Below are 23883 nucleotides of genomic sequence, written 5' to 3'. Positions count from 1 at the left end.
CGTCCTTACGAACGCGTCAAGCCATGTGTTTGGGCAACTCTTCCGCCAACAGATCATAGACCAGACGGATGCGCTTGGAAGTGTGTAGTTCGCGGTGCGTGACAAGCCATGTTGGAAACGTCATCGGTGCTTCATTAGGGAGCACGACCTCAACCTCTGGAGAGGCGGCAGCAACATCCACAGACATCGGCGCAATTCCAAAGCCTTGTTTAACCAGTTCCCAAGCCACAAGCCCGTTCGACGAGCCGACTTTAAAATTGTCCCTCGTCAGCGTGATGCCGAACTGCGCGTAATACATCAGCATTTGCTCTGCATCGCCAAAGTTGATCATGTCATGGGATACAAGATCATCGGGTGACTTTGGACGTCCTCGTTTATCGAGGTAAGACTTGGCAGCGTAGTAACGCCCTTTGGAATCGTGCACGAGGCGTGCGATGAGATCCGGCTGTTCTGGCCGCACATTGCGCACCGCAATATCTGCTTCGCGTTCAAGTAGATTACTGATGGTGTTGACTGCGACGATATCAATTTCGATCTTAGGCGCGAGGGTGCGCAGTTTTTGGATTATCGGAGGCAGCAAAAAAGCCGAGAAGAGATCAGAGGCGGAAATGCGCACGATCCCCTCGATCGCCTGGGACTGACCTGACGCCACCATCGATATTCGCGTCGCAGAGGCAGCCATCGCGCGCACGTGTTCTGCCAATTCGAGGCCCGTTTGCGTGACTTTCAAGCTGCGGCCCGCGCGTTCAAACAGGGTCACACCCAGTTCTGTTTCAAGGGCTGTAATTTGGCGACCAATAGTGGGCTGCGTTTGATGTAAATCGCGTGCCGCCGCAGAGAGCGAACCACTCTCAATCACCGCCAAAAACGCGCGTGCTTGGTTCCAATCGAAAGAGACAGCCTGCCAATTCATGCATTAACGCATATCAGAGAGACGAAATTTGGCAATTCCTTGATTAAGCATGCATGGATTATGGTACACGAAAGGAGATACCAATGATCAATTCCGCCACTTTCTGGGACAAGGCCGCTGCGAAATACGCAAATGATCCAATTAAGGACATGGCATCCTATACCTATACATTAGAGCGCACGCGCAGCTATTTGCGCGACAGCGACACCGTTTTAGAGATCGGCTGTGGCACAGGTTCGACTGCGCTTTTACTTGCACAAAGTGTTGGTACTTATCACGGCACCGATATTTCTGGCGAGATGATCAAGATTGCACGCAACAAGGTTTCTGAAACCAGCTTACCAAACTTGAGCTTTGAAGCGCACCCTGCGTTGGACGGGATACATGCACACGACGGTTTGGATGCGGTCATGGGTTTCAACTTGTTGCACCTGTTAGAAAATATTCCCTCAACGTTAAACGCGATACATGCCGCGTTAAGGCCCGGCGGCTTGCTGATCACAAAAACGCCCTGTTTGGCGGATTCAAATTGGAAAATTAAGCTTCTCCTAAAGCTCATCCCGCTTGGGCAGATGCTCGGCAAAGCGCCGTTTGTGCAAAGTTTCACGGTTGCCGCCTATGATCGCATGATCGAGGCGGCAGGATTTGAGATTGTGGAAAGCGGCAATCATCCAGTGAGCCCACCCGCCCGCTATATCGTAGCGCGCAAAATCTAGCGCAGTGTACGTTCCGCAAAATACAAAAGTGCGCGCGCATAGAGCCTGTGAAAGCCCATCAGCAAAACAAAAATGCGCCCCAGCGCAGGTTTGCCATCCTTATCAGTGCGAACAGGTAAAATTGCGCTACCAAAGTAAAGGTGAGTTTGATCCCCGTCTGTGCGGCGCATGAGCCAAGTCCTGATTGGAGTATTGGGTACTCGGAGAAGAACTTGATCTTTATCCCTCTGCTCCGTCTCCCATGCGGCCATTATATCTGTGGTACCTTTCGCGAACTCAGCAATATCATAGTCGCTCGATGGCTTTTTCATCGCGAGTCTCAGGATCAAACGTTCTATCCGAAACAGCCAAGTAGTGAAGAATGCATTGATAAACCCTTCAAGCGAAACCTGCTTAGGCAAGCTCGTTTTGTAGCAATCGGTATGGGTGTCTGGCTGAGCTTCATAAGCCTTCAGAAAGGCCCCTTTCGGCAATTCGGATGAAACTATTTTCGACATGGATGCACCTGCCTTCTTGCAGCATACGTTAGCGTATGTCGACGAACAGATATCCGTCAATGAGCAGCCAAATCTCCGCGACACTATGTGCTTACGTCAGTTGTTTATTAGATCGATTGAATATTTTTGAAGATTGCAAAAGAAAAGCGCCGCGGGACCAATGTCCGGCGGCGCTTTGTAACTGTCGCATCAGAAAATTTTTATGACCCGAAGACGCGACCCAATGCGCCATCAACTGCATCAGTGATGTGGTCGATATCGTCCGCTGTTGCGATCAAAGCAGGTGAGAAACAAAGCGTATTGTTGCGCCCTGGAATAGAACGGTTCGTCGCGCCGATGATCACGCCTTGCGCCATGCAATCTGCAACCACTGCACCAACCATTTTCTCGTCCATCGCATCTTTCGAAGCACGATCCGACACAAGCTCGGCACCGATGAAAAGACCCTTACCGCGCACATCACCGATGACGGCGTGCTTTTCAGACAAAGCATGAAGATTGTTCATCATGCGCTCACCCATCGTGAGCGTGTTCGCCATCAGATTTTCATCCTCGATGATGCGCATGTTTTCAAGCGCCGCTGCTGGGCCCGCCGTGCAACCACCAAACGTAGAAATGTCGCGGAAGTAGTTCATCGGATCAGAGCTGTTGTCTTTGAACATGTCAAAGACTTCTTCCGTCGTCACACAGCAAGAGATCGCCGCATAGCCAGACGCCACGCCCTTCGCCATTGTGACGATATCAGGCTTGATGCCGTAATTCTGATAGCCAAACCAAACGCCTGTACGGCCAACGCCACAAACGACCTCGTCGATGTGCAGCAAGATATCGTATTTCTTGCAAATCTCTTGAACACGCTCCCAGTACCCTTCGGGCGGCGTGATAACACCGCCGCCTGCTGTGACAGGTTCAAGGCACAGCGCGCCGATTGTGTCCGCACCTTCGCGCAAAATGACCTCTTCGATCTGATCTGCGGCCCAAACGCCATAGTTTTCCTCAGGTGCGCCGTCCTGCTCATGCTTGCGGTATTCCATGCAATGTGGAACGCGGATGAACCCGGGTGCAAACGGACCATACTGCGCGTTGCGCTCGTCTTGGCCACCTGCGGACATCGTCGCAAGTGTTGAGCCGTGGTAGTCACGGTCACGGTAAAGGATCTTGTGCTTCTTGCCGCCATAGCGCTTGTGCGCGATTTGACGGACGATTTTGAAGCCTTTCTCGTTCGCTTCAGAACCGGAGTTTGCGTAGTAAACGCGGCTCATGCCCGGCATTTTGGTAATCAACTTTTCTGCGAACAAAGCGCCCGGAATAGAGCCCGTCGTGCCACCAAAGAAGTTCATCTTCACGAGCTGATCACGCACAGCATCTGCGATGCTTTCGCGGCCATAGCCAACGTTGACAGTCCAAACACCACCAGACACAGCATCAGTGTGCTTCTTGCCGTGCTGGTCCCAGACGTGGATGCCTTTGCCTTCGATGATCATCTTAGGCTCGCCGGTCTCAAAACCTTTGTGCTGGATCAGATGGTGCCACACGTGCGCACGATCTGCGTCGACGACTTTGGAATAGTCGTTGTCTTTGAATGTACCGTCCATTTGCATTCACCTTTTTTTGGTTGATGCGCGCCGCAGCGCTCAAACGCGTTAAAACACCCCTGTCTGGCAAGAGGTTCGATCCTTGTAGTTCGTATGGAAACACGCGAGTCTAATAGGGCCAGTTTACGTTTGTTCTATGTCCAAAATGCGGTGCCTATAGCTCGACCCCAGCTTGCCTTTCGCCCCACATCAATCGCACCCGCGCACCAAACGTGGCAATCGGCTCAGGCGGCAAACGTTTAGGCGTATCAAGCGTTTGCATTTGCGCAAGCATATCCGAGTGGTGACCCGTTGCCAGTTCGGCCGCCATCATCCCGCCAAGCGTGCCTTGCACCGTCCCCAGACCATTCTGACAACAAGCACTAAACAAACCTTCATCGATTTCGCCAAATGCAGGCACATTGTTCAGCGACAAACACAAATGCCCGCCCCAACGATGCTCCACCTCTAATCCATCAAGCTCTGGGAAACGTACTTTAAAACTTGCGTCATGTGTCCGCCAAACACGGTCGAGTTTCGCGGGATTTACCGTCATATTGGGTTCATAGGTAAAGCGGTTGCGCACGATCACACGAGATCCACGCGCATCAGAGATCCGACGCACTGTGCTACCCAACGGATCAGCAGGGGTGAGCCCCCAATTCTCTTTGCCTGTTAGTCGCTCTGTAGGGAAAGCTTTGCTCATAGAGCCATAAGTATACACATGAACAAGCCGACGTTTGAAATGCCCAAAGCTCTGCGCATGGCCATTCACAGCAAGGATCACCTTAGGCGCTTTCACCACACCTCTTTCACAGCGCGCGTGCCAAAGCCCATTGGCTCGCTCTAGACCAACGACTTTGCTTTGCTCATAAATCCTTACGCGGTTTGAGCGCAACTTATGCGCTACCGAGCGTACAAAAAGCGCAGGTTGCAGCATCACAGTGCCTGGTGTGAACAGTCCTCCATTGTAATATGTGCTACCCGTTATGTCCTGCATCTGGCGCGCATCAAGTCCTTCGCTCGGCTCACCCAGTTGCGTCAAATGTGCTGCGTATTCTGCGTTATGCTGGATACCCTTGGCGCTCGCCGCACCATTGATCTTGCCAACTTTTTGAAATGCTTCACGTGGCACGCCCAGCACATCCACCATGTCTTGCGCAAACGCAATCGCCGCACGATTGCGCGCAATAATGGATTTATCTGCGCTCACATCGCCCCCGTAATCGGAAGAGGCAAGGTCATGCGGTAGATCAATCATAAACCCGGTGTTGCGACCCGCAGGTCCCTCGCCGACGCGCAGCGCATCAAGCACAGTAACTTTGTCGCCTGGGGCAAGCTGGCTTAACCGACGCGCAGCCGCAAGACCTGCAAAACCGGCACCAATCACCAACCAGTCGCTAGTTTCTTCTGCCTCCAATGCGCCAAAACGAGCGCGTGTTGGCAAAATCGCATCCCACGCAGCAGGACCGGGATTAGAGGGAAAGCCTGTGACCTTCATGGAAAACTTAACTGTGCCATGCAGCCAACATCAATCGTCCAAACCTGACCTGTGACAAAACTCGTCTCTTTAGAGACCAGCCAACACATAGGCTTCTCAATTTCCATCAGCGCACCAGTTCTACGCAGCGGATGGTCTGCTACAGGATCTACACGACACAAACGAGACGGTACTTTCACATTCACAGCCATCGACCGAGCAAAGTCATCATCACGCGCTTCAGCGATTTTACCTAGCGTGACGATGCCAGCGTCATTTACAAGACTATCCAAACCGCCAAATGCGCCCGTGATAAGCGCTTTTTCCTCTTGAAACCGCATCTTCATTTTTCCGAATAAACTCCTCCCAGAGGGCCGGATCACAAAACACGCTAGTACTGCTGATTAAGCGCATCTGCGGCAGGAATTTCCCGTTCCCGTCGCGCGATGTAATCCAAGAGCGCTTCGTTTACGCCCGCGTCCAACTTGGGCTCTTCATACTCCCCTAGCATCGTGCGCGCTTGGTTCAATGCACGTTCATTGATCTCAACCCCACCTTCAGCCTGCCACTGCTCAATTGAGTTATTGTCAAAAAGCTCCGGCATGAAAAATGCGCGTTGGAAATTCTCCAAAGTATGTGGGTGCCCAAGATAATGACCTCCAGGACCGATGTCTCGGACGGCCGCTAATCCCACGTCGAAATCATCCCAATTCACGCCCTGCGCCATCCGGTAGGCCATCGCGCATTGCTCCGCATCCACAACGAATTTGGACATTGAACAGTGCATGCCAGCCTCGTTCCAACCTGCCGAATGCCAAATGTAATTCGCGCCTGACATCATCACAGCCATCAAGGTTGTTGCACTCTCATAGCCTGCTTGCGCATCAAATGTCTTCGCGCCGCCCAAGGTATTAGAGGTTCGCCAAGGCACACCGTAGAACCGTGCCATTTGCCCGATCATCATGTTCATCAAGCTAATCTCAGGCGTGCCTGCCATGGGCGCACCGGACTTCATTGATACCGTGCTAAGATAATGGCCATAGATTGCAGGCGCACCTTTACGGATCACTTGCGTGTAGGCCAAAGCACTCAGCGCTTCCGCATTCAATTGAGCAACTGTTGGCGCAACAGAAGCAGGCGTGTTTGCGCCCCCCAGCACGAAGGGTGAGCACAACACAGGCTGATTACGCCGTGAGAAGGCCCTTAGCGCTCCAAGCATTGTTTCATCCCAAACAAGCGGGGAATTGCCGTTGCAATTGCCGGTCACAACGGGATGCGTGTCGATGAATTCTTCGCCAAACAAGATCGCAGCCATATCCAGCACATCTTCAGCGTTTTTTGGGCTGGTTGTCATCCCCATGAATGTCTTGTCGGAATGCTTCATCGACGAATAGGTGATGCGCAAATGGCGCTGTGAAATGGGATGATCATACGGCTCTACGATATGATGCGCGGAAGAGTGCATCGCCGGCAGCATGTGGCTCAACTTGTGAAAATTCGCGAGATCATCCAACGTCGGATTACGACGCACATCATCGAGATCACGCAAAAACGGCGCGCCTGTCATGGGAATAAAGATGGAATGATCTTTGCCAAACGGCAAGTTATGCGCCGGATTGCGTGCGTGATAGGTGAAAGTCTCTGGAATGGTACCAATCAATTCGCGTACCAAGGCCCGGTCCAGATGAACTGTTTCACCGCGCACATCCGCACCAACACGACGCCAATCTTCAAGCGCAATTTCATCGCGAAAGACCACACCGACATCTTCGAGGATACCCATCGAGGCCTCATCGATCTGCGCAATCTGTTCAGCGCTCATCGGCTCGGTCAGTGGAATGCCACGCTTCAGCGCTGGTAACATCGTCACATCACGCGTCTGGCGAATGGCACGGCGCGCCCCACGACCACGGCGTGTGCTTCCAACTGCATCAATACTCATGTCACACCCCTCATTTTGTCGCTCAAACTCTGAAGTACTGTTCGAATCGTTGTGCGCGTATCAGCGTGCTCCATTGCATCAACAACCGCGCGGTTCAGCGTATCGGGCGACGCCAGCGCGCTGCGCGCTTCTAAGATACGCCCTTGCCCGTCTTTCGGCACATCACGCATAAAACCCGCAACAAGTGAGGCCACGTAGGTGTCTGCCCCCGCAGAGTTGCCCGTCTGCTGACCCAACCAATCTGCGCCGTCCTTCATGATCGTTAAAGCACCGGATAGGAGCGCAGAGGCCGCAAAATGATCTGCGATTTGGCTTTCATCGCTGAGTTCAATTACAGGATTTTCCGGGCTGAATAGGCTGGCAAGCGGCTCTGCTTTTGGAAAAGCTGGCAAAGGACAGCCACCGCGTTCAAGAAAACCAATCGGTATCGTCACGGAAATATCCGTGGCAGGTGCAATTACATCTAACAAAGACGCGACAGAGACATCGGCCATGACAGAAATGACTTGTTGCTCAATGCGAAAGGTCAAAGGTGTAGCAATTTCTTGCCAAACGGCAGGACGCAGACACAGAAAAACAATATCCGAGCGATCCACGACTGATTGGTTGGGCAGCACCGTCACCCCCACCGACGCAGCGAGTTCAGTGGCGACATCTGCACCGCGCTCGGACACAAACACCTCATGTCCTTTCAAGGCGAGAAACCGCACCATAGGCGCTGCAATATGGCCAGTGCCGATGAACCCAATGCGGCTCATGTCAACGCGTCCACGTCGTTGGGATCACTTAGATCGACCCAAATCGTTTTGATCTCAGTATATTGATCATGCGCATGAATACCGTTGTCGCGCCCCCCAAAACCGGATTGCTTATAGCCACCAAACGGCGTTGCAATATCACCCTCGCCATAGCAATTCACCGTCACAGTGCCTGCGCGGATCGCACGTGCAGCGCGCAGTGCACGGCGGGTGTTGGCGGTGTAGACAGACGCCGCTAAGCCATACTCAGTGTCATTTGCCAGCCCAATCGCTTCCTCATCACTCGCGACGGTCAAAACGCTCAAGATGGGTCCAAAAATCTCTTCCCGCGCGCGCGGGTCCTCTTTGGCAACGTCATACACAGTCGGCACAACATAAGGTCCATCTTGGGTGCCGCCTATAAGCGCCTCGCCCTTCAGGTAGCTCGCAACTTTCGCGCAATGCTCTGCATCAATGAGCGCGCCAAGATGGTTTTGCGGATCAAGCGGGTCACCCGTTTTCCATTCGCGCATTTGTGCCGTGATATGGGTCAACAACTCATCCTTAACACTTTCGTGCACGATCAGGCGTGACGCGGCCGAACAGTTTTCGCCCATATTCCAAAAGGCGGCATTCACCACGTGCGACGCCACATGACCAAGGTTCTCAGCATCTTCCAAAACGACTGCAGGGTTCTTGCCACCACATTCCAGCACCGTCTTCTTGAGGTTGCTATCCGCAGCGTATCGCAAGAAACGACGACCAGTTTCGGTGGAGCCGGTGAAGCTCACCATGTCCACATCCATATGCATCCCGAGCGGTTCACCCACAGATGGACCATCGCCGGGAAGCACTTGCAAGACACCGCGTGGAAGACCCGCTTCCATCGCCAATTCCGCAATACGCAAAGCAGTGAGCGACGTTTGCTCTGCTGGTTTTACAATCACCGAACAGCCCGCTGCCAAAGCTGGACCAATCTTCCATGCGAGCATAAGCAATGGAAAATTCCACGGTAAAATGGCAGCAACAACTCCGATGGGGTCACGCACGATCATCGAAATCGCATCATCGCCTGTTGGGCTTGTTTGATCGTAGATCTTATCAATCGCTTCTGCGTGCCATTTAATCGTGGCAATCGCTTCTGGGATATCAACGTTTTCACAATCAGCGATGGGTTTACCGCTTTCTAAGCTTTCCATCACCGCAAGCTCGCGCTTGTTGCGGGTCATCAGCTTGGCGAGGCGGATCAAAATGTCCTTACGCTCCGTAGGGTGTGTGGTTCTCCACGCACCCCCGTCAAACGCCTCGCGTGCTTTCGCGACTGCGACATTCACATCATCCGCGCCGCACGCAGCAATCGTGCAAATCTCCTCCCCCGTCGCGGGGTTCAGCGTCACCAAAGGCGCGCCTGTGCCAGCACGAAAGCCCCCATCGATAAAGGCGGAGCGCGGGAAATTGATTTCATCAGCAATCGCGGCATATTCCGCGCGGGTCAGTAAATCGCTCATGCGCTCTCTCCTTCAATCGCGGCGAGCGCCGCATCCATTGTACGGATCACCTGATCCAATTCACGTTTGTCATCTTTGTTAAGCGGCAGCATCGGGCGGCGGGGTGGCCCTGCGGGAATACCGCGCAACGTCAGGCCATGTTTGATGCATTGCACAAATTTGCCACCTTGCTCGAGTACGCGCATCAAAGGCAGCATCGCAGACATGATTGCGCGTCCTTTGGTGAAATCGCCCTCGACTGCACAGGCTTGGTAGAGCGCGATATGCGCGTGCGGGGCAAAGTTGGAGCCCGCACACACCCAAGAACGCGCGCCCCAGGCGAAGAACTCAAGCGCTTGATCATCCATGCCGCAGCTCATTTGGATATGAGGATAGTCACGCGCGAGCATATGGAGGCGGTTGATATCACCCGAACTTTCCTTGATCGCGCAGAAGTTCGGTGAGCGCCCCAAACGGTCCAACACTTCTTCATCCATGTTCACAGACATGCGGCCGGGGTAGTTATAGAGCATCGCAGGTAAGTTCGCAGCGCGATCAATCGCGAGGCAATGCATCGCGATTTCGCGACTGTTTGGGTAAGCATAAGGCGGTGTCGCGATTAGCAGACCATCCGCACCATTGGCTTTCGCCTGTTGTGCATACTCTATGCTTTCTTCCGTGCGGATCGCGCCTGTGCCGACGATCATCGGCAAACGTTCTTTGATCAACTCGCGGCACAAGCCCATCATATAGACGCGCTCTTTCATGCTCATCGCGTAGTATTCGCCAGTGGTACCAGCGACGATCAAACCGTGCACGCCTGCGTCGATCAGGTATTCTACCGTGCGTTCCAGCGCGTCTTTATTGAGGGTGAAATCGTCATTAAACGGCGTCACCAAAGGCGTATATATGCCTTCAAATTTCATCTTAAGTCTCCTGTCGTGCAGTGTCATCTGGCCCAAAATCGTTAGGCAAAGGATCAGGCCAAACATAGCGTTCAATTTCGCCGCGACTGAGCGCCCAATGATCGAGGGTAATTTCAACCGCTTCTTCCGGGCTACGCTGTTCAATTGCATCGATCAGCAGATCATGTTGGTGCGCTGCTTGATTGATGCGCACGCCATCTTGCGGTGCAGCGCCGCGATAGAAGCGTTGTGACATACGCGTGTGATCAATCAGCAAACGGCCCATTGCTGGGAAAAGGTAGGGGTTCGCTGACATTTGCCCTGTAATCTCGTGAAAGCGGTGGTTGGCCAGTGCCATAGCCCCCGCATCTAGACCACCTTTTGCCTTGCTAAACTCAAATTGCGCTGCCTTTAGCTTTTTCAATTGCACGGGGGTCGCGTTTTCAGCCGCCAAGCGCGAAATCGCGCAATAAATGATTGGCGCTGTTTGAAAGAACTGACGCATTGCCGCAAAGTCCATTGCAGAGACCAGCGCACCTTTGTTGGCTTCTAAGCTGATATATCCCTCGCCTGACAATCGCTGCAACACTTCGCGCAATGGCGTGCGCGACAAACCGTAGGACGCACTAAGCGACACTTCATCCAGCATTGCCCCCGGCGCAAGATTTAACGTGAGGACGCGGGTCTTTAGGTCAGCAATGCAAGCGTCTTTCTTAGACATATCTTAACGACTCACTCTTTTTGTATTCATGTTGTATACAAAAAATTCGACATTCTATCTTGTTTGCGACTAAGTCCAGTTGCATTGCACGATAGGGCCAGCATAATGTACGGTATGGCCATATCGATAGACACCTTTTTCCTCGACCCAGACTCGCAAGGGACTTTGCAGGCGCAAATCCAACAAATGATTGCGCAGGGCATTCTTGCAGGGCGTTATGCAAAAGGAGAGAAGCTACCCTCCTCACGCAAGCTTGCCACGCATTTAGGGATCAGCCGGATCACTGTGACGCTTGCTTATACTGAATTGCTGGCTAACGATTACCTCACCAGTCGCGGACGCTCTGGCTATTTTGTGTCTGACAACGCACCAGAACCCCCTAAGTTTGCGCCGCAAGAGAAGAAGACCGAGACAGTGGATTGGTCGCGTGCGATTGGGCAAAAATTTACCGGTGGTTCCGCGCCCACAAAGCCAGTGGATTGGCAGAAATACAAATACCCCTTTATCTACGGCCAAGTTGATAAGACCCTATTTGATCATGCCAATTGGCGCCTTTGTGCATTGCAAGCTTTGGGTGCACGCGATTTTTCTGCGCTTACGGCAGACTATTATGATCAAGACGATCCACAGCTGATTGAGTTCATCCTGCGCCACACTCTTCCCCGTCGCGGTATCGTTGCGCGCCCCGAAGAAGTCTTGATCACCGTTGGCGCACAGAACGCGCTTTGGCTGACCGCGCAAATCCTTTTGACCCAGCGCCGCACAGCAGCCATAGAGGACCCTTGCTATCATGCGCTGCGCGATGTGCTCACCCAGTCGCGGTGCCATTTGTCGCCTATTCCGGTCGATCGTGACGGGATACAGCCAGAGCTGATTGAGGACGGAACAGACGTCATTTTCACGACCCCAAGCCATCAATGCCCCACCTCCGCGACAATGCCTCATGCACGGCGCAAAGAATTGCTTGAACGCGCCCGTGATCTTGATGCGATCATTGTTGAGGACGACTACGAATTCGAAGTGTCATTCCTCGGCGCACCGATGCCTGCATTGAAGTCGCTCGATGAGGATGGCCGCGTGATATACGTGGGCAGTTTCTCAAAATCTATCTTTCCGGGTTTGCGGCTCGGCTATCTTGTCGGCTCTGAGGAATTCATCCGCGAAGCGCGTGCGCTGCGTGCCTCTGTGCTGCGTCATCCGCCGGGTCACATTCAGAGAACGACCGCCTATTTCCTGTCCCTCGGGCACTATGATGCCTTGGTTCGTAAGATCTCCAAAGTATATCAGAAGCGCCGCGAAGTGATGGAAACGGCCTTAAAACAGCATGACCTAGAGATTGCAGGGCGTGGTGTTTATGGCGGTTCGAGCTTTTGGATGCGTGCGCCTGAAAACGTGGCAACGTTCGATTTAAAGCATGCTCTGATGGAGCGGAATGTCTTGATCGAAACTGGCCACCCTTATTTCGCAGCCGGCGCAGGGATCAAAAACTTCTACCGCCTTGCCTATTCATCGATTTCTGAGGACCTTATTCCCGAAGGCGTGAGCCGCATCGCAGAAGGAGTCGAGCAATTATCGAGACAATGAGTCTCAATAATATTGCGTCTGGACATATTTCGCCTTATCAACTGGCGCTAACCGGAATCTCTCTGGCTCCATATGAAGTCCTCAAGACAAAGCCCTGTTTCACGGGCCGTTTTTTAATTCAAAACTCAACCTAGGAGCGCATCCATGAAGATGACCACCGAAGAAGCATTCGTTAAGGTTCTACAACGTCACGGTATCGAACACGCATTCGGGATCATTGGTTCTGCAATGATGCCAATCTCTGACATTTTCCCAAAAGCGGGTATCAAGTTCTGGGACTGCGCCCACGAGGGTTCCGCAGGCATGATGGCTGACGGTTACACACGCGCGACTGGCAAGATGTGCATGATGATTGCGCAAAACGGTCCGGGCATCACAAACTTCGTGACAGCTGTTAAGACGGCTTACTGGAACCACACGCCGCTTTTGCTCGTCACGCCACAAGCCGCGAACAAAACAATCGGCCAAGGTGGTTTCCAAGAAGTTGAGCAGATGAAACTGTTCGAAGACATGGTTGCCTACCAAGAAGAAGTGCGTGATCCATCCCGCGTTGTTGAGGTTCTCACACGCGTGATTTCCCAAGCGAAGCGTTTGTCGGGTCCAGCACAGTTGAACATCCCACGCGATATGTGGACACAGATCATCGACGTTGAGATTTCTGACCCGATTGAGTTTGAAGCCTCCTCCGGTGGTTCCAACTCTGTTGCAGAAGCAGCAGCGCTTTTGTCTGCCGCAAAGAACCCAGTGATTTTGAACGGCGCAGGCGTTGTTCTGTCCAAGGGCGGCATTGAAGCGTCTAAAGTGCTTGCAGAGCGTTTGAGCGCACCTGTTTGCGTTGGCTACCAGCACAACGACGCGTTCCCGGGCAATCACCCGCTTTTCGCAGGTCCACTCGGCTACAACGGCTCCAAAGCGGGTATGCAACTGATCAAAGACGCAGACGTTGTTCTGTGCCTTGGCACACGCTTGAACCCCTTCTCCACATTGCCGGGCTACGGCATGGAGTACTGGCCAGCGGATGCGAAGATCATTCAGGTTGATATCAACCCTGATCGCATTGGCCTCACAAAGAAGGTCACTGTTGGTATCGTTGGCGATGCTGCCAAAGTTGCTGAAGGCATCACAGCGCAACTGTCTGACGATGCGGGCGATGCAGGCCGTAGAGAGCGTGAAGCACATATTGCGACAACCAAATCCGCTTGGGCTCAAGAGCTGACGTCCATGACAGAAGAGCAGGACGATCCGGGCACAGACTGGAACGTACGTGCGCGTGCGGCAAAGCCTGACTGGATGTCCCCGCGTATGGCATGGCGCGCAATTCAAGCGGCTCTGCCGCGTGAAGCGATCATCTCTTCCGACATCGGCAACAACTGCGCGATCGGTAACGCGTACCCAGATTTCGATGAGGGCCGTAAGTACCTCGCACCGGGTCTGTTTGGTCCATGCGGCTACGGTCTGCCTGCAGTTGCTGGTGCAAAAATCGGCTGCCCTGATGTTCCGGTTGTTGGCTTTGCTGGCGACGGCGCATTCGGCATTGCGGTGAACGAGCTAACGGCGATTGGCCGTGGCGACTGGCCAGCGATGACACAGGTTGTCTTCCGTAACTACCAGTGGGGCGCGGAAAAGCGTAACTCCACACTTTGGTTCGACGATAACTTCGTTGGCACAGAGCTGGACGAGCAAGTCTCCTACGCAGGTATCGCGAATGCATGTGGCCTGAAAGGCGTCGTCGCACGCACACAGGACGAGCTGACGGCAGCGCTGAACCAAGCGGTTAAAGATCAGATGGAGAACGGCATCACGACGCTGATCGAAGCAATGATCAACCAAGAGCTGGGTGACCCGTTCCGCCGTGACGCGATGAAGAAGCCAGTCGAAGTGGCTGGCATCAGTGCCGACGACATGGTCGAGCAGGCGGTTTAAGCTTGATGTCTAGCAAAACGAACCCATCCGCTTTGCTAGATGAAGCAAACAAGCTCCCGCCGCTTGCGTCCTTGATGACGCGGGCGGCGGCGGCCCCCAAATCAATAGCCTTCGCTGAAGGCGGCGATCCACGGATTGTTGAAGCCGCAGTTGCTGCATTGAACGCTGGAATTATCGCACAAGCGCATCTTGTTGGGTCTCAAGCCAAAGTTGAGGCCACGCTGGCTACGTTTGAACTCTCCGATGCCTCCGGCGTCGAAATCCATGATCCCGAAAACTCCGTGCTATTCGACACGCTTTCTAAGCGTTTCGTTGAGCTGCGTGCGCACAAAGGGCTGTCGCTGGAGTTGGCGCAGAAAGCCACACTTGATCCTTTGATCTTCGCCGCTTTGTTAGTTGAAACGGGCCGCGCGGATGGCTCTATCGGTGGTGCTGTTGCCACGACGTCCGATACTGTACGCGCCGCTTTGCAAGTGATCGGCAAAGCCAAGTCCGAGCCTTTGGTCTCGTCGTTCTTCTTGATGATTTTGCCTGAGAACCATCCACTTGATAGACCCGCAATGATCTTTTCTGACTGCGGTATGGTGATTGATCCTGATGCTGGCGAACTGGCTGGTATCGCATCCCAAGCCGCTGACAGTTTCGCGGCTTTGGTTGGCGATGACCCCAAGCTGGGGATGCTGTCTTTCTCCACGCATGGCTCTGCCAAGCATGAGCGCGTGACCAAAGTTCAAGAAGCGACTGAGGCCTTGAAAGCCGCGCGCCCTGATTTGACTGTGGACGGTGAATTGCAGCTTGATGCGGCGCTCGTACCGTCAGTTGCCGCCTCCAAAGCCCCGACAGGTCCGTTGCTAGGTGCTGCGAACGTGCTGATCTTCCCGAATTTGGATGCGGGCAATATCGGCTACAAACTTGCGCAGCGTTTCGGCGGCGCCGTTGCGATTGGCCCTGTTCTGCAAGGTCTTGCCAAACCTGCGAATGATCTGTCACGCGGCTGTGTTTCTGGTGATGTGCTCGCGATGATCGCCGTAACGGCACTGCAAGCGCAGACCGCATGACAGAGCTGCTCGATCTTACAACATTTCAGATCGCGACCTTGGCACTCATCTGCTTTGCCGCAGGCATCGTGCGCGGTTTCGCTGGCTTTGCGCTCTCTGCTTTGGTCATGGCCTCAGCCGCAACAATCATTTCACCCATCTCGCTGATCCCTGTTCTGTGGTTCTTAGAAATGGCCGCGAGCTTGCAGATGGCTGGCGGCGGCTGGCGCGATGCAAATCGCACGATTGCGATCCTTTTGGTTGTCGGCAACTTCATAGGCTGGCCAATCGGGCTAAGCCTTACCACATCGCTGCCGACTGAAACTTCCACACTCATCGCGCTCTGCATCATACTCGCGCTTGCAGCCCTCCAACTCGCGCGCCTGCGCATTCCGGGCCTTGCAACACGCCCCGGCACGCTCATTTCTGGCATCGTTGCGGGTATAGCTGCAGGTGTCGGTCATGTAGGTGGAATGGTCGTGGCTCTTTACGTGCTTTCGCAAAATCAACCTGCGAAAATGATGCGTGGCACGCTGGTGGTGTACCTGTTCCTCGCCTCTTTCGGGTCCTTCCTGTTTCTGATGTATTTCGATGTCATGACATGGCTCGCCGCGACGCGCGGCTTGGCCTTCGCGCCTGTGGCGATGCTTGGTGTGTTCGTTGGCACGAAGTTCTTCAGCCCCAAGTGGGAACCCTATTACCGTCCATTTTGTCTCAGCCTCTTGATGTTTTTGGCATCTTTAGGTCTGATCCGTCTCGCACTCTAAAGCTTACCGCCCAAAGGGAGATTACACACAATGCCCAAAGATCAACCGGTTCTGGATCTCTCTCCGCACGTCTCTGACGAGGTGCGAAAAACCACCTGCTACATGTGCGCGTGTCGCTGCGGCATTAACGTGCACATGAAAGAGGGAAAAGTCGCCTACATTGAGGGCAACAAAGACCACCCAGTGAATCAAGGGGTTTTGTGCGCCAAAGGGTCCGCGGGCATCATGCAGGTCAACGCGCCTTCGCGTTTGAAGGCTCCTTTGAAGCGTGTTGGTCCGCGTGGTTCTGGTGAGTTTGAAGAGATTTCATGGGAAGAAGCACTTACAATTGCGACTGATTGGCTGGCACCGATCCGTGCAGAGAACCCTGAGAAGCTGGCGTTTTTCACAGGGCGCGATCAGTCACAGAGCTTCACCTCCTTCTGGGCGCAGCACTTCGGCACGCCGAACTACGCGGCGCACGGTGGTTTCTGTTCCGTGAACATGGCCGCCGCTGGCATCTACACGATGGGTGGTGCGTTCTGGGAATTTGGTCAACCGGATTGGGATCATACGAAGCTGTTCATGCTCTTTGGCGTTGCGGAGGATCACGACAGCAACCCGATCAAAATGGGCATCGGCAAGATCAAAGAGCGCGGTGCGCGTGTGATCGGTGTGAACCCGATCCGCACAGGCTATAATGCTGTCGCAGATGATTGGGTCGGTATCACACCGGGCACCGATGGCCTGTTCATCCTCGCGCTCGTGCATGAGTTGATGAAGGCGGGTAAGATCGACCTAGAGTATCTCGCGCAATACACCAACGCGCCTGTATTGGTCGATGCTGAGACAGGCTTGTTGATGCGCGATGAAGCTGGCAAAGAGCTTGTGATCGATCGCAACACAGGCAAGCTGACCCCATTTGATCAAAAAGGCGTGCGCCCTGATCTGTCTGCAACCCATCGCCATGCAGGCGTGACGCATAAGCCTGTGTTCCACCTGATGGCAGAGCGGTATCTGTCCAAAGAATACGCCCCCGAAGCTGTGGCGGAGCGTTGCGGCATTCCCGCCGAGCGTATTCGCGGCATCGCCAACGAGATCGCGCGCGTCGCGTTTGAAGAAAGCTTTGAGCTGGATCACGAGTGGACCGATTTCCGCGGTGAAACGCATGCAAAAATGACGGGGCGCCCTGTCTCTTTCCACTCCATGCGCGGCATCTCTGCGCACTCGAATGGCTTCCAAACCTGTCGCTCTTTGCATGTTCTGCAAATCCTGCTTGGCACGGTCGAAGTGCCCGGTGGTTTCCGCTTCAAGCCCCCTTATCCAAAACCAGCGACGATCCATCCGAAGCCACACTATGGCGTGACACCGGGCAAGCCTTTGGACGGTCCGCACCTTGGTTTCGTACACGGCCCTGATGATCTTGCGCTGAAAGACGACGGCACTGCCGCACGCATCGACAAGGCGTTCACATGGGACAATCCCATGAGCGCGCATGGCATGATGCACATGGTGATTTCCAACGCCTATGCCGGCGATCCCTACAAGATCGACACTCTGTTTATGTATATGGCCAATATGGCGTGGAACTCTTCGATGAACACGCGTGGTGTGATCGATATGCTGACGGATAAGAATGAAGAGACGGGCGAATATGTGATCCCACGGATCATCTACTCCGATGCCTATTCCTCCGAGATGGTCGCTTATGCGGACCTTATCCTACCTGACACGACCTACCTCGAGCGTCACGACTGTATCTCCCTCCTTGATCGTCCGATCTGCGAAGCTGATGCTGCTGCCGACGCAATCCGCTGGCCTGTGATTGAGCCTGATCGCGATGTGCGCGGCTTCCAATCCGTGCTCTGTGAGTTAGGCGCGCGTCTTGATTTGCCGGGCTTCATCAACGAGGACGGATCGCAGAAATACGCCGATTACGCTGACTACATCACCAACCACATCCGCAAGCCGGGCATTGGCCCGCTGGCTGGTTGGCGCATGGGCGAAAACGGTCTGCAAAACGGGCGCGGCGACGCGAATGAAGCGCAACTCGATGCGTATATCGAGAACGGCGGCTTTTTTGTGGAGCACATTCCAGACGGCGCGAACTACTACAAGCCGTGGAACACAGCCTACCAAGACTGGGCCGTGGGCATGGGCATCATCGACAAGCCTGAACCTTATCTGTTCCAGCTTTATGTTGAGCCAATGCGCAAGTTCCAACGCGCGGCTGAAGGCCACGGCGAGCGTCAACCGCCAGAGCATCTGCGCGAGCGTATCAAAGAGACAATGGATCCGCTGCCAATCTGGTATGAACCGTTTGAAGACAGCGCTGTTGATGTGGACGAATACCCTGTCCACGCGCTGACGCAGCGCCCGATGGCGATGTATCACTCGTGGGGCAGCCAGAACGCGTGGCTGCGCCAGATCCACGGTCACAACCCGCTCTATCTGCCGACGAACCTTATGCAAAAGCATGGGCTTAAGGATGAAGATTGGGCGACGGTCTCCTCAACGCATGGTGAAATCACAGTGCCTGTAATGGAAATGGCTGCGCTCAACGAGAATACAGTCTGGACGTGGAATGCCATTGGCAAACGCAAAGGCGCGTGGGCCTTGGAAGAGGATGCGCCGGAAGTCACCAAGGGCTTCTTGCTCAACCACCTCATCCACGAACTGATGCCCCCTAAAGGTGATGGTCTTAGATGGGCGAACTCCGATCCAATCACCGGCCAAGCCGCTTGGTTCGACCTTCGCGTAAAAATCGCAAAGGCGACAACACCCCCATCTGAAAGCCAGCCTGCTATGCCACCACTCAAATCGCCCGTTGGCACAGGCCCATCCGAGCTGAAGTGGAAGAGCAAACCATGATGTTTCCTCTTTCCATAAATATCCCGGGGTCTGGGGTAGCACCCCAGTCCCGAAATCAAAAATCAAAAGCAGAGGCCAGAACATGACCACACTGCCCACCAGCACCCAGAAAAAACTTGGCCTCGTCATCGACTTGGACACATGCGTTGGCTGTCATGCCTGCGTCGTATCCTGCAAAGGCTGGAACACCGAAAACTACGGCGCGCCACTGAGCGATCAAAACCCCTACGGCGGTGATCCATCGGGCACGTTCCTCAACCGCGTGCACTCGTTCGAAGTGCAGCCTGATGAGGGCGCAGCACAGCTCATCCACTTCCCCAAGTCCTGCTTGCACTGCGAAGACGCACCTTGCGTCACTGTCTGCCCCACAGGGGCGAGCTACAAGCGCGTGGAAGACGGCATCGTTCTGGTGAACGAGCAAGACTGCATTGGGTGCGGTCTTTGCGCATGGGCCTGCCCATACGGCGCACGCGAAATGGATGCGGCAGAAAAAGTCATGAAGAAATGCACGCTCTGCGTGGATCGTATCTACAACGAAAATCTGCCCGAAGAAGATCGTCAGCCCGCATGTGTACGCACATGCCCGTCGGGTGCGCGCCACTTTGGTGATCTCGCGGATGAAACATCCGACGTGAGCATCCTTGTGACAGAGCGGGGCGGTTTTGATCTGATGCCAGAGCAAGGCACGAAGCCTGTGAACAAGTACCTGCCACCGCGTCCAAAGGACACGATGGAAGAGTTCGACATCCTCGCACCGTATCTTGAGCCTGTTGCAAAAGACGCAGGCGGCTTCTTGGGTTGGCTCGACAAAGCGCTCGACAAACTGCCGGGTAATTCTGCGGGAGGAGCGAACTAATGCATCCAGCACCGTCGATTATTCTCTTCACCACCCTCTCTGGTCTTGGCTTCGGCCTTTTGACCTTCCTCGGTCTCGGCATGCCCGGCTCCACTGGGTTCACAGCCTTCGTCTTCTTCACCATCGCGTATTTGCTTGCGGTTGGTGGGCTTTTGTTCTCGACGTTCCACCTTGGCCATCCAGAGCGCGCGCTGAAAGCCTTCAGCCAATGGCGTTCAAGCTGGCTATCACGCGAAGGGATCTGCGCTGTTGCCGCCCTCGTCGTCATGGCGATTTATGGCATTGGACGCGTTTTCTTCGCACAGCACTGGGGCCTGATCGGCGGCATCGGGGCGGTCCTGTCGCTGTTGACCGTCTACACAACGTCAATGATCTACGCGCAGCTTAAGACAGTGCCGCGTTGGCATATGCCGCTGACGAGCCCATTGTTCATGGCTTTGTCCATAACGGGCGGTGCGTTGCTTGCAGGTCAGGTCTCGCTTGCGATTGCATTCTTGATCATCTCAGCGGGCGTACAAGTGGCGTATTGGATCATGGGTGATGGCCGTCTTGCGGCATCCGGGTCCAACATAGAGAGCGCGACAGGCTTGGGCCATATCGGCAAAGTCAAAGCGTTTGAGCCGCCACATACAGGCACCAACTATTTGATGCGCGAATTCATTCATGTGGTTGGACGTAAGCACGCGATGAAGCTGCGCGCGATTGCGTTAATCTTGGGCTTTGGGTTGCCCTTGTTCTTCCTGATTTTGCCCTTTGGCCACATCTTCGCGCTACTCGCAGTGCTGTGTCACGTCGCAGGCATTATGACTTCACGTTGGTTATTCTTTGCACAAGCAGAGCACGTGGTTGGCTTGTACTACGGTAAACGCTGAGCGCCAATTTTCCGACGAAAGAAGCCCCCGCGCTTAATTGCGACGGGGGCTTTATGATTCAAAGCAGATCACTGAGTGGCGATCTCTGTTCTCGCGATACATGCATTACGCAAATCTGCCAAAGCAAGTAGGGCCGGATCAGCACGATACGCCTCAAGGTCTGCGCTATCAGGAAACTTCAAAATATGCGTTTCATGGGGGCAGCGCTTAGAGTTTGCGCATGATCCTGAACGATACTGACGATTTCTACGCCATGATGCGCCATAATTTCAAAAGCACCCGCTTCGAAGTCCGCAAACTCAGAAAACCGCCCCTCTTTCACCCATAGTCGCACTGTGACGACAAGACAGGACATCTACTTCCGCCAGCTGCCAAACCATTGCTTCACACCGTCACTGGTGTTGGCAATGCTATCGCCCGCATCTTCGAGCACGGGATCAATGCGTGCTTCACGGAAGCGACGCCAGCGCACCCAGATTGCCCAAACGAAAGCAACAAAGAGCAATAAGATCACGATGTTCAACCATGGGATAATGCGCACGTCAGGGCTGTCCACAGCACGCAGGCTTACTGCATTTGGGAAGATCGACATGAACTCATTGCGCCAGCCGTAATGCTTGATCACAACCCACTGAGGCGTCTCCGCGACAGATCGTAGATCAGAGGCTTCCGCTTGCAAATTTGTCGTGTCGAACTTGAAATAAGGTGGCCAGCCCCAACCTGTGTCTTCATTACGATAGACCATCACCTCTTCGGTATTCAGGCGCGTTTGAATGAAGAACACATCACGATTTGCCGTGGTCGTCGCATTTCCGGTATCTGCAGACGCCCAGAACAGCGAGTTCTCACCAAAATCAATCCGCTTTTCATATGTGTCGGTGATACGTGCCACATCGTGTTGCGGTAGCGTGTAGTGAAAGAAAGCCGCAACAAAAACCCAGAAGGTGATCATCAATGCCCATTTGATATAGCCCATCAGTTCAGGCTCCTCTTACATAAAGTTTGTCGCGTAGATGATAAAAGACACGATACAAAACGGAACCACATAGACCCCAAGAATAAGCTTGCGCCGCAAGGACCCATCATAGTCTTTCAGCCCTTTTTGCACATACTCTTCAATGTTTGCACCCTTGGTGTCGCCCTCGCGCCACTCCGTCTCTAGCTTGTCGCGACGCACAGAGCGTGAATAGAGCGACAGGCAGATATAAACGAGCGTGCAAACCACGAACCCAACGACAAGCAATCGTGCCAGTGCAAACATTTTACTTCCCCCGTACCGCGCCCCAAGGGCCAACGGCAGCAATTCGTTTCTCACTTACGCCCCAAGGGCCGCTTTTCTTTGGCGCAGGCGCAGGTTGCTCCATCTCTGGCTCATGCCCGAAAAGCGCTTCACGCGCGCCAGCTTTATCGACTTGATACTCCCGATCCAAGAAATCCGCCACATAGGATTTCTTGGTCTCATGCCAACCCGCATAAAGCTGATAAAACAGCTCTTTGTGACAGATAAACAGTTGGCGCACATCTTTTGGGCTGAGCTGGCTAAGCAACATGTTGACCAAATCGCGGTCCGCATGATCCGCACTGCGCAATGTATAGAAATACGCAGGGTGGTCGGAGGTGATGCGCGGCCACTTGCCGCCTTCTTCCGCCCAACGCAACAAATCTGCGAGGCCGTGAAACTCGTCCGGCAAATCCTGCGCGTGTCGCCGCGCAAGCGCGCGAATGTCACGGCGCGTTGCCCCTGTTAGATCGATCCCGCTTTCCTGCGCGGTATCCACTACGATAAAGTCCATTTTCTGGCGCAAGATAGACGCCGCATCAATGCCACGCGCTTTTACGATGGGTTCAGCGAGGTCGTTATACTCCAAGAACTTAGCAATCTGATTGCGATCTTTAGTGTCGAACACATATTTGATCGGCAGCTTGCCCAGCGCCGCTTTGCTCCCGCTAGAAATCACCGCCGGATGATCCATACCTTGGAACACATAAAGCCCGCCAAAATGCGCCGTCCAGAAATTTTGCTGCTCAAATTCCATCAGATCAAGGCGCACAGGATTGCGCGTCACATCGCCCGTGCGCTTAGCCTTGCTGATCATATCGGCGATCAGCACGTCATCGAACCACGCATCTTCCTCGCGCATGAAACGATCCACATCTTTGCCCAGCGCTTGGGCTTCGGCGACCGTGCCTGTAGTCGTATCCGCCTCAATCTTGACGCGGCGAATGTCGAAAAGTTTCACGGGGCTATCCACTGCATAGACAGAGTTCACCAACTCCCCCGCCACCGCATCCCGCGCTGTTAAGGCGAAGAGTTGCGGCTCATTCTTGGTGATGAACTCTTTGAGGATTTCACGAGAGGTCGAGAATTTCGCGTTGAGCAGTGGCGCTGATTTCTGATCGGTGGTGAGCAAGATAAACTGCCGGTTCACCCCCGCGTGGTTGAGGTAGAGATGATCACTCAGCTCATCGCCAATCTCGGGCGAGTAGCCGGAGATATCGATGTGAAATTCGGTGAGGTTTGTTTGGTGGTTGGTGAGATGCTTGAGCGCACGGTTATAGCGCTCCACCAGCGCGGGTGAGGCGATGTGGATGAGGTTGCCAAACATGAGGCCGCGTTGGATGAGGTGGATCATTGGGGGTTTTCTTCAAATGGCCTGAATGCTTTCAAACTCTCCAATTCATCTGCGAGAGCTGTGCTATTCGATATTTCCATATGATCATATTTTAGCTGTATACCTTCACTTAACCGCGACTTTTCGGGCCTTAACATATGTAACATCAGTGACAGTTCACCGATGAAAACAGATTCAGTACCAGTACATTCAAATTTTTTCTTAGTATATGTTCTCATGTCTGCGTGTAATTTGATCAAACCACGGTAAAGCGCTTTACCTTTTGCCAAATCAGAACGAGCAGAGTGCACGCCCTCGCAAAGCTCTAAGAATGGCTTTGTTGCACAAATCGGTCTGAGGCCGATCTCCCCCTTACCCCAGACGGATTTAGCCTACAGCCACGGTACTTG

22 protein-coding genes are annotated in these 23883 nt (G+C 53.8%); 8 read left to right on the top strand and 14 right to left on the bottom strand.

The window, feature by feature from the left end; genetic code table 11:
- Positions 1-16: 16 nt before the first annotated feature.
- Entirely contained in the window at positions 17-913 is an 897-nt protein-coding gene (locus tag ACTG3Z_RS09620; protein ID WP_439142821.1) for a LysR family transcriptional regulator, read from the bottom strand.
- Between the two features lie 83 nt (positions 914-996).
- Between ACTG3Z_RS09620 and ACTG3Z_RS09615 the strand changes: the two genes are divergently transcribed.
- A complete protein-coding gene (locus ACTG3Z_RS09615) occupies positions 997-1629 on the top strand; it encodes a class I SAM-dependent methyltransferase (protein ID WP_439142820.1) in 633 nt (210 codons plus the stop codon).
- Here ACTG3Z_RS09615 and ACTG3Z_RS09610 read toward each other — a convergent pair.
- The 9 genes from ACTG3Z_RS09610 to ACTG3Z_RS09570 form a co-directional block, all read right to left on the bottom strand.
- Positions 1626-2126 carry a hypothetical protein gene (locus tag ACTG3Z_RS09610; RefSeq protein ID WP_439142818.1) on the bottom strand — a complete coding sequence of 167 codons (501 nt, stop codon included), beginning with the start codon at positions 2124-2126 and terminating at the stop codon, positions 1626-1628. The genes ACTG3Z_RS09615 and ACTG3Z_RS09610 overlap by 4 nt on opposite strands.
- 200 nt (positions 2127-2326) lie before the next feature.
- Entirely contained in the window at positions 2327-3721 is a 1395-nt protein-coding gene (locus ACTG3Z_RS09605) for an aminotransferase family protein (RefSeq protein ID WP_439142816.1), read from the bottom strand.
- Between the two features lie 154 nt (positions 3722-3875).
- A complete protein-coding gene (locus tag ACTG3Z_RS09600) occupies positions 3876-5201 on the bottom strand; it encodes an NAD(P)/FAD-dependent oxidoreductase (protein WP_439142815.1) in 1326 nt (441 codons plus the stop codon).
- Positions 5198-5527, bottom strand: a complete 330-nt coding sequence (locus ACTG3Z_RS09595; RefSeq protein WP_439142814.1) for a hypothetical protein — start codon at positions 5525-5527, stop codon at positions 5198-5200. The genes ACTG3Z_RS09600 and ACTG3Z_RS09595 overlap by 4 nt, the downstream gene beginning before the upstream one ends.
- A gap of 44 nt (positions 5528-5571) precedes the next feature.
- Positions 5572-7122: a trimethylamine methyltransferase family protein gene (locus ACTG3Z_RS09590; RefSeq protein WP_439142813.1), complete on the bottom strand. Its 1551-nt coding sequence runs from the start codon at positions 7120-7122 to the stop codon at positions 5572-5574.
- The gene (locus ACTG3Z_RS09585; RefSeq protein WP_439142812.1) at positions 7119-7880 is read right to left on the bottom strand and encodes an NAD(P)-binding domain-containing protein; all 762 of its coding nucleotides are present in this window, start codon (positions 7878-7880) and stop codon (positions 7119-7121) included. The genes ACTG3Z_RS09590 and ACTG3Z_RS09585 overlap by 4 nt, the downstream gene beginning before the upstream one ends.
- Positions 7877-9367, bottom strand: a complete 1491-nt coding sequence (locus ACTG3Z_RS09580) for an aldehyde dehydrogenase (protein ID WP_439142811.1) — start codon at positions 9365-9367, stop codon at positions 7877-7879. Before ACTG3Z_RS09580 ends, ACTG3Z_RS09585 begins: the two co-directional genes overlap by 4 nt.
- Positions 9364-10272 (bottom strand): dihydrodipicolinate synthase family protein, encoded by a 909-nt coding sequence (locus tag ACTG3Z_RS09575; RefSeq protein ID WP_439142810.1) that lies wholly within the window; start codon positions 10270-10272, stop codon positions 9364-9366. Before ACTG3Z_RS09575 ends, ACTG3Z_RS09580 begins: the two co-directional genes overlap by 4 nt.
- A gap of 1 nt (position 10273) precedes the next feature.
- A complete protein-coding gene (locus ACTG3Z_RS09570; protein WP_439142809.1) occupies positions 10274-10972 on the bottom strand; it encodes a GntR family transcriptional regulator in 699 nt (232 codons plus the stop codon).
- 114 nt (positions 10973-11086) lie between these two features.
- Here ACTG3Z_RS09570 and ACTG3Z_RS09565 point away from each other — a divergent pair, with 114 nt between their 5' ends.
- The 7 genes from ACTG3Z_RS09565 to ACTG3Z_RS09535 all read left to right on the top strand — a co-directional run bounded on the left by ACTG3Z_RS09565 (position 11087) and on the right by ACTG3Z_RS09535 (position 20861).
- Positions 11087-12556, top strand: a complete 1470-nt coding sequence (locus ACTG3Z_RS09565) for a PLP-dependent aminotransferase family protein (RefSeq protein WP_439142997.1) — start codon at positions 11087-11089, stop codon at positions 12554-12556.
- Positions 12557-12700: 144 nt separating this feature from the next.
- A complete protein-coding gene (gene xsc / locus ACTG3Z_RS09560) occupies positions 12701-14479 on the top strand; it encodes a sulfoacetaldehyde acetyltransferase (RefSeq protein WP_439142808.1) in 1779 nt (592 codons plus the stop codon).
- A 5-nt stretch (positions 14480-14484) separates the two neighbouring features.
- Positions 14485-15537 (top strand): phosphate acetyltransferase, encoded by a 1053-nt coding sequence (gene pta, locus ACTG3Z_RS09555; RefSeq protein ID WP_439142807.1) that lies wholly within the window; start codon positions 14485-14487, stop codon positions 15535-15537.
- Positions 15534-16283, top strand: a complete 750-nt coding sequence (locus tag ACTG3Z_RS09550) for a TSUP family transporter (RefSeq protein ID WP_439142805.1) — start codon at positions 15534-15536, stop codon at positions 16281-16283. Before pta ends, ACTG3Z_RS09550 begins: the two co-directional genes overlap by 4 nt.
- Positions 16284-16313: 30 nt before the next feature.
- On the top strand, positions 16314-19133 hold the full coding sequence (locus ACTG3Z_RS09545; RefSeq protein ID WP_439142804.1) for a molybdopterin oxidoreductase family protein: 2820 nt from the start codon (positions 16314-16316) through the stop codon (positions 19131-19133).
- An 82-nt stretch (positions 19134-19215) separates the two neighbouring features.
- On the top strand, positions 19216-19989 hold the full coding sequence (locus ACTG3Z_RS09540) for a 4Fe-4S dicluster domain-containing protein (protein ID WP_439142802.1): 774 nt from the start codon (positions 19216-19218) through the stop codon (positions 19987-19989).
- The gene (locus ACTG3Z_RS09535) at positions 19989-20861 is read left to right on the top strand and encodes a dimethyl sulfoxide reductase anchor subunit family protein (RefSeq protein WP_439142801.1); all 873 of its coding nucleotides are present in this window, start codon (positions 19989-19991) and stop codon (positions 20859-20861) included. The genes ACTG3Z_RS09540 and ACTG3Z_RS09535 overlap by 1 nt, the downstream gene beginning before the upstream one ends.
- Before the next feature lie 178 nt (positions 20862-21039).
- Here ACTG3Z_RS09535 and ACTG3Z_RS09530 read toward each other — a convergent pair whose 3' ends face one another.
- From ACTG3Z_RS09530 to ACTG3Z_RS09515, 4 genes are read right to left on the bottom strand one after another with little or no spacing between them, the layout of a single operon-like run.
- On the bottom strand, positions 21040-21216 hold the full coding sequence (locus tag ACTG3Z_RS09530; RefSeq protein WP_439142799.1) for a hypothetical protein: 177 nt from the start codon (positions 21214-21216) through the stop codon (positions 21040-21042).
- Complete coding sequence (locus ACTG3Z_RS09525) at positions 21217-21837, bottom strand: DUF1523 family protein (protein ID WP_439142797.1); 621 nt, start codon at positions 21835-21837, stop codon at positions 21217-21219.
- A 15-nt stretch (positions 21838-21852) separates the two neighbouring features.
- On the bottom strand, positions 21853-22122 hold the full coding sequence (locus ACTG3Z_RS09520) for a hypothetical protein (RefSeq protein ID WP_439142796.1): 270 nt from the start codon (positions 22120-22122) through the stop codon (positions 21853-21855).
- A 1-nt stretch (position 22123) separates the two neighbouring features.
- Entirely contained in the window at positions 22124-23494 is a 1371-nt protein-coding gene (locus ACTG3Z_RS09515; protein WP_439142795.1) for a DUF6638 family protein, read from the bottom strand.
- Between the last annotated feature and the right edge of the window lie 389 nt (positions 23495-23883).

It is taken from the genome of Planktotalea sp. (assembly GCF_965659345.1).
Taxonomy (GTDB): Bacteria; Pseudomonadota; Alphaproteobacteria; order Rhodobacterales; family Rhodobacteraceae; genus Planktotalea.
The sequence above is the reverse complement of the archived record's forward strand: the minus strand, read 5'-3'. Positions and strand labels throughout refer to the sequence as shown.

Excerpts from the sequence above, each read along its gene's own strand:
- ACTG3Z_RS09605 (WP_439142816.1), bottom strand. The coding sequence starts at position 3,721 with ATGGACGGTACATTCAAAGACAACGACTATTCCAAAGTCGTCGACGCA.
- ACTG3Z_RS09600 (WP_439142815.1), bottom strand. The coding sequence starts at position 5,201 with ATGAAGGTCACAGGCTTTCCCTCTAATCCCGGTCCTGCTGCGTGGGAT.
- ACTG3Z_RS09580 (WP_439142811.1), bottom strand. The coding sequence starts at position 9,367 with ATGAGCGATTTACTGACCCGCGCGGAATATGCCGCGATTGCTGATGAA.
- ACTG3Z_RS09515 (WP_439142795.1), bottom strand. The coding sequence starts at position 23,494 with ATGATCCACCTCATCCAACGCGGCCTCATGTTTGGCAACCTCATCCAC.
- ACTG3Z_RS09610 (WP_439142818.1), bottom strand. The coding sequence starts at position 2,126 with ATGTCGAAAATAGTTTCATCCGAATTGCCGAAAGGGGCCTTTCTGAAG.
- ACTG3Z_RS09540 (WP_439142802.1), top strand. The coding sequence starts at position 19,216 with ATGACCACACTGCCCACCAGCACCCAGAAAAAACTTGGCCTCGTCATC.
- ACTG3Z_RS09575 (WP_439142810.1), bottom strand. The coding sequence starts at position 10,272 with ATGAAATTTGAAGGCATATATACGCCTTTGGTGACGCCGTTTAATGAC.
- ACTG3Z_RS09545 (WP_439142804.1), top strand. The coding sequence starts at position 16,314 with ATGCCCAAAGATCAACCGGTTCTGGATCTCTCTCCGCACGTCTCTGAC.
- ACTG3Z_RS09620 (WP_439142821.1), bottom strand. The coding sequence starts at position 913 with ATGAATTGGCAGGCTGTCTCTTTCGATTGGAACCAAGCACGCGCGTTT.
- pta (WP_439142807.1), top strand. The coding sequence starts at position 14,485 with ATGTCTAGCAAAACGAACCCATCCGCTTTGCTAGATGAAGCAAACAAG.
- ACTG3Z_RS09590 (WP_439142813.1), bottom strand. The coding sequence starts at position 7,122 with ATGAGTATTGATGCAGTTGGAAGCACACGCCGTGGTCGTGGGGCGCGC.
- ACTG3Z_RS09565 (WP_439142997.1), top strand. The coding sequence starts at position 11,087 with ATGGCCATATCGATAGACACCTTTTTCCTCGACCCAGACTCGCAAGGG.
- ACTG3Z_RS09585 (WP_439142812.1), bottom strand. The coding sequence starts at position 7,880 with ATGAGCCGCATTGGGTTCATCGGCACTGGCCATATTGCAGCGCCTATG.
- ACTG3Z_RS09615 (WP_439142820.1), top strand. The coding sequence starts at position 997 with ATGATCAATTCCGCCACTTTCTGGGACAAGGCCGCTGCGAAATACGCA.
- xsc (WP_439142808.1), top strand. The coding sequence starts at position 12,701 with ATGAAGATGACCACCGAAGAAGCATTCGTTAAGGTTCTACAACGTCAC.
- ACTG3Z_RS09570 (WP_439142809.1), bottom strand. The coding sequence starts at position 10,972 with ATGTCTAAGAAAGACGCTTGCATTGCTGACCTAAAGACCCGCGTCCTC.
- ACTG3Z_RS09525 (WP_439142797.1), bottom strand. The coding sequence starts at position 21,837 with ATGGGCTATATCAAATGGGCATTGATGATCACCTTCTGGGTTTTTGTT.
- ACTG3Z_RS09530 (WP_439142799.1), bottom strand. The coding sequence starts at position 21,216 with ATGTCCTGTCTTGTCGTCACAGTGCGACTATGGGTGAAAGAGGGGCGG.
- ACTG3Z_RS09535 (WP_439142801.1), top strand. The coding sequence starts at position 19,989 with ATGCATCCAGCACCGTCGATTATTCTCTTCACCACCCTCTCTGGTCTT.
- ACTG3Z_RS09550 (WP_439142805.1), top strand. The coding sequence starts at position 15,534 with ATGACAGAGCTGCTCGATCTTACAACATTTCAGATCGCGACCTTGGCA.
- ACTG3Z_RS09520 (WP_439142796.1), bottom strand. The coding sequence starts at position 22,122 with ATGTTTGCACTGGCACGATTGCTTGTCGTTGGGTTCGTGGTTTGCACG.
- ACTG3Z_RS09595 (WP_439142814.1), bottom strand. The coding sequence starts at position 5,527 with ATGAAGATGCGGTTTCAAGAGGAAAAAGCGCTTATCACGGGCGCATTT.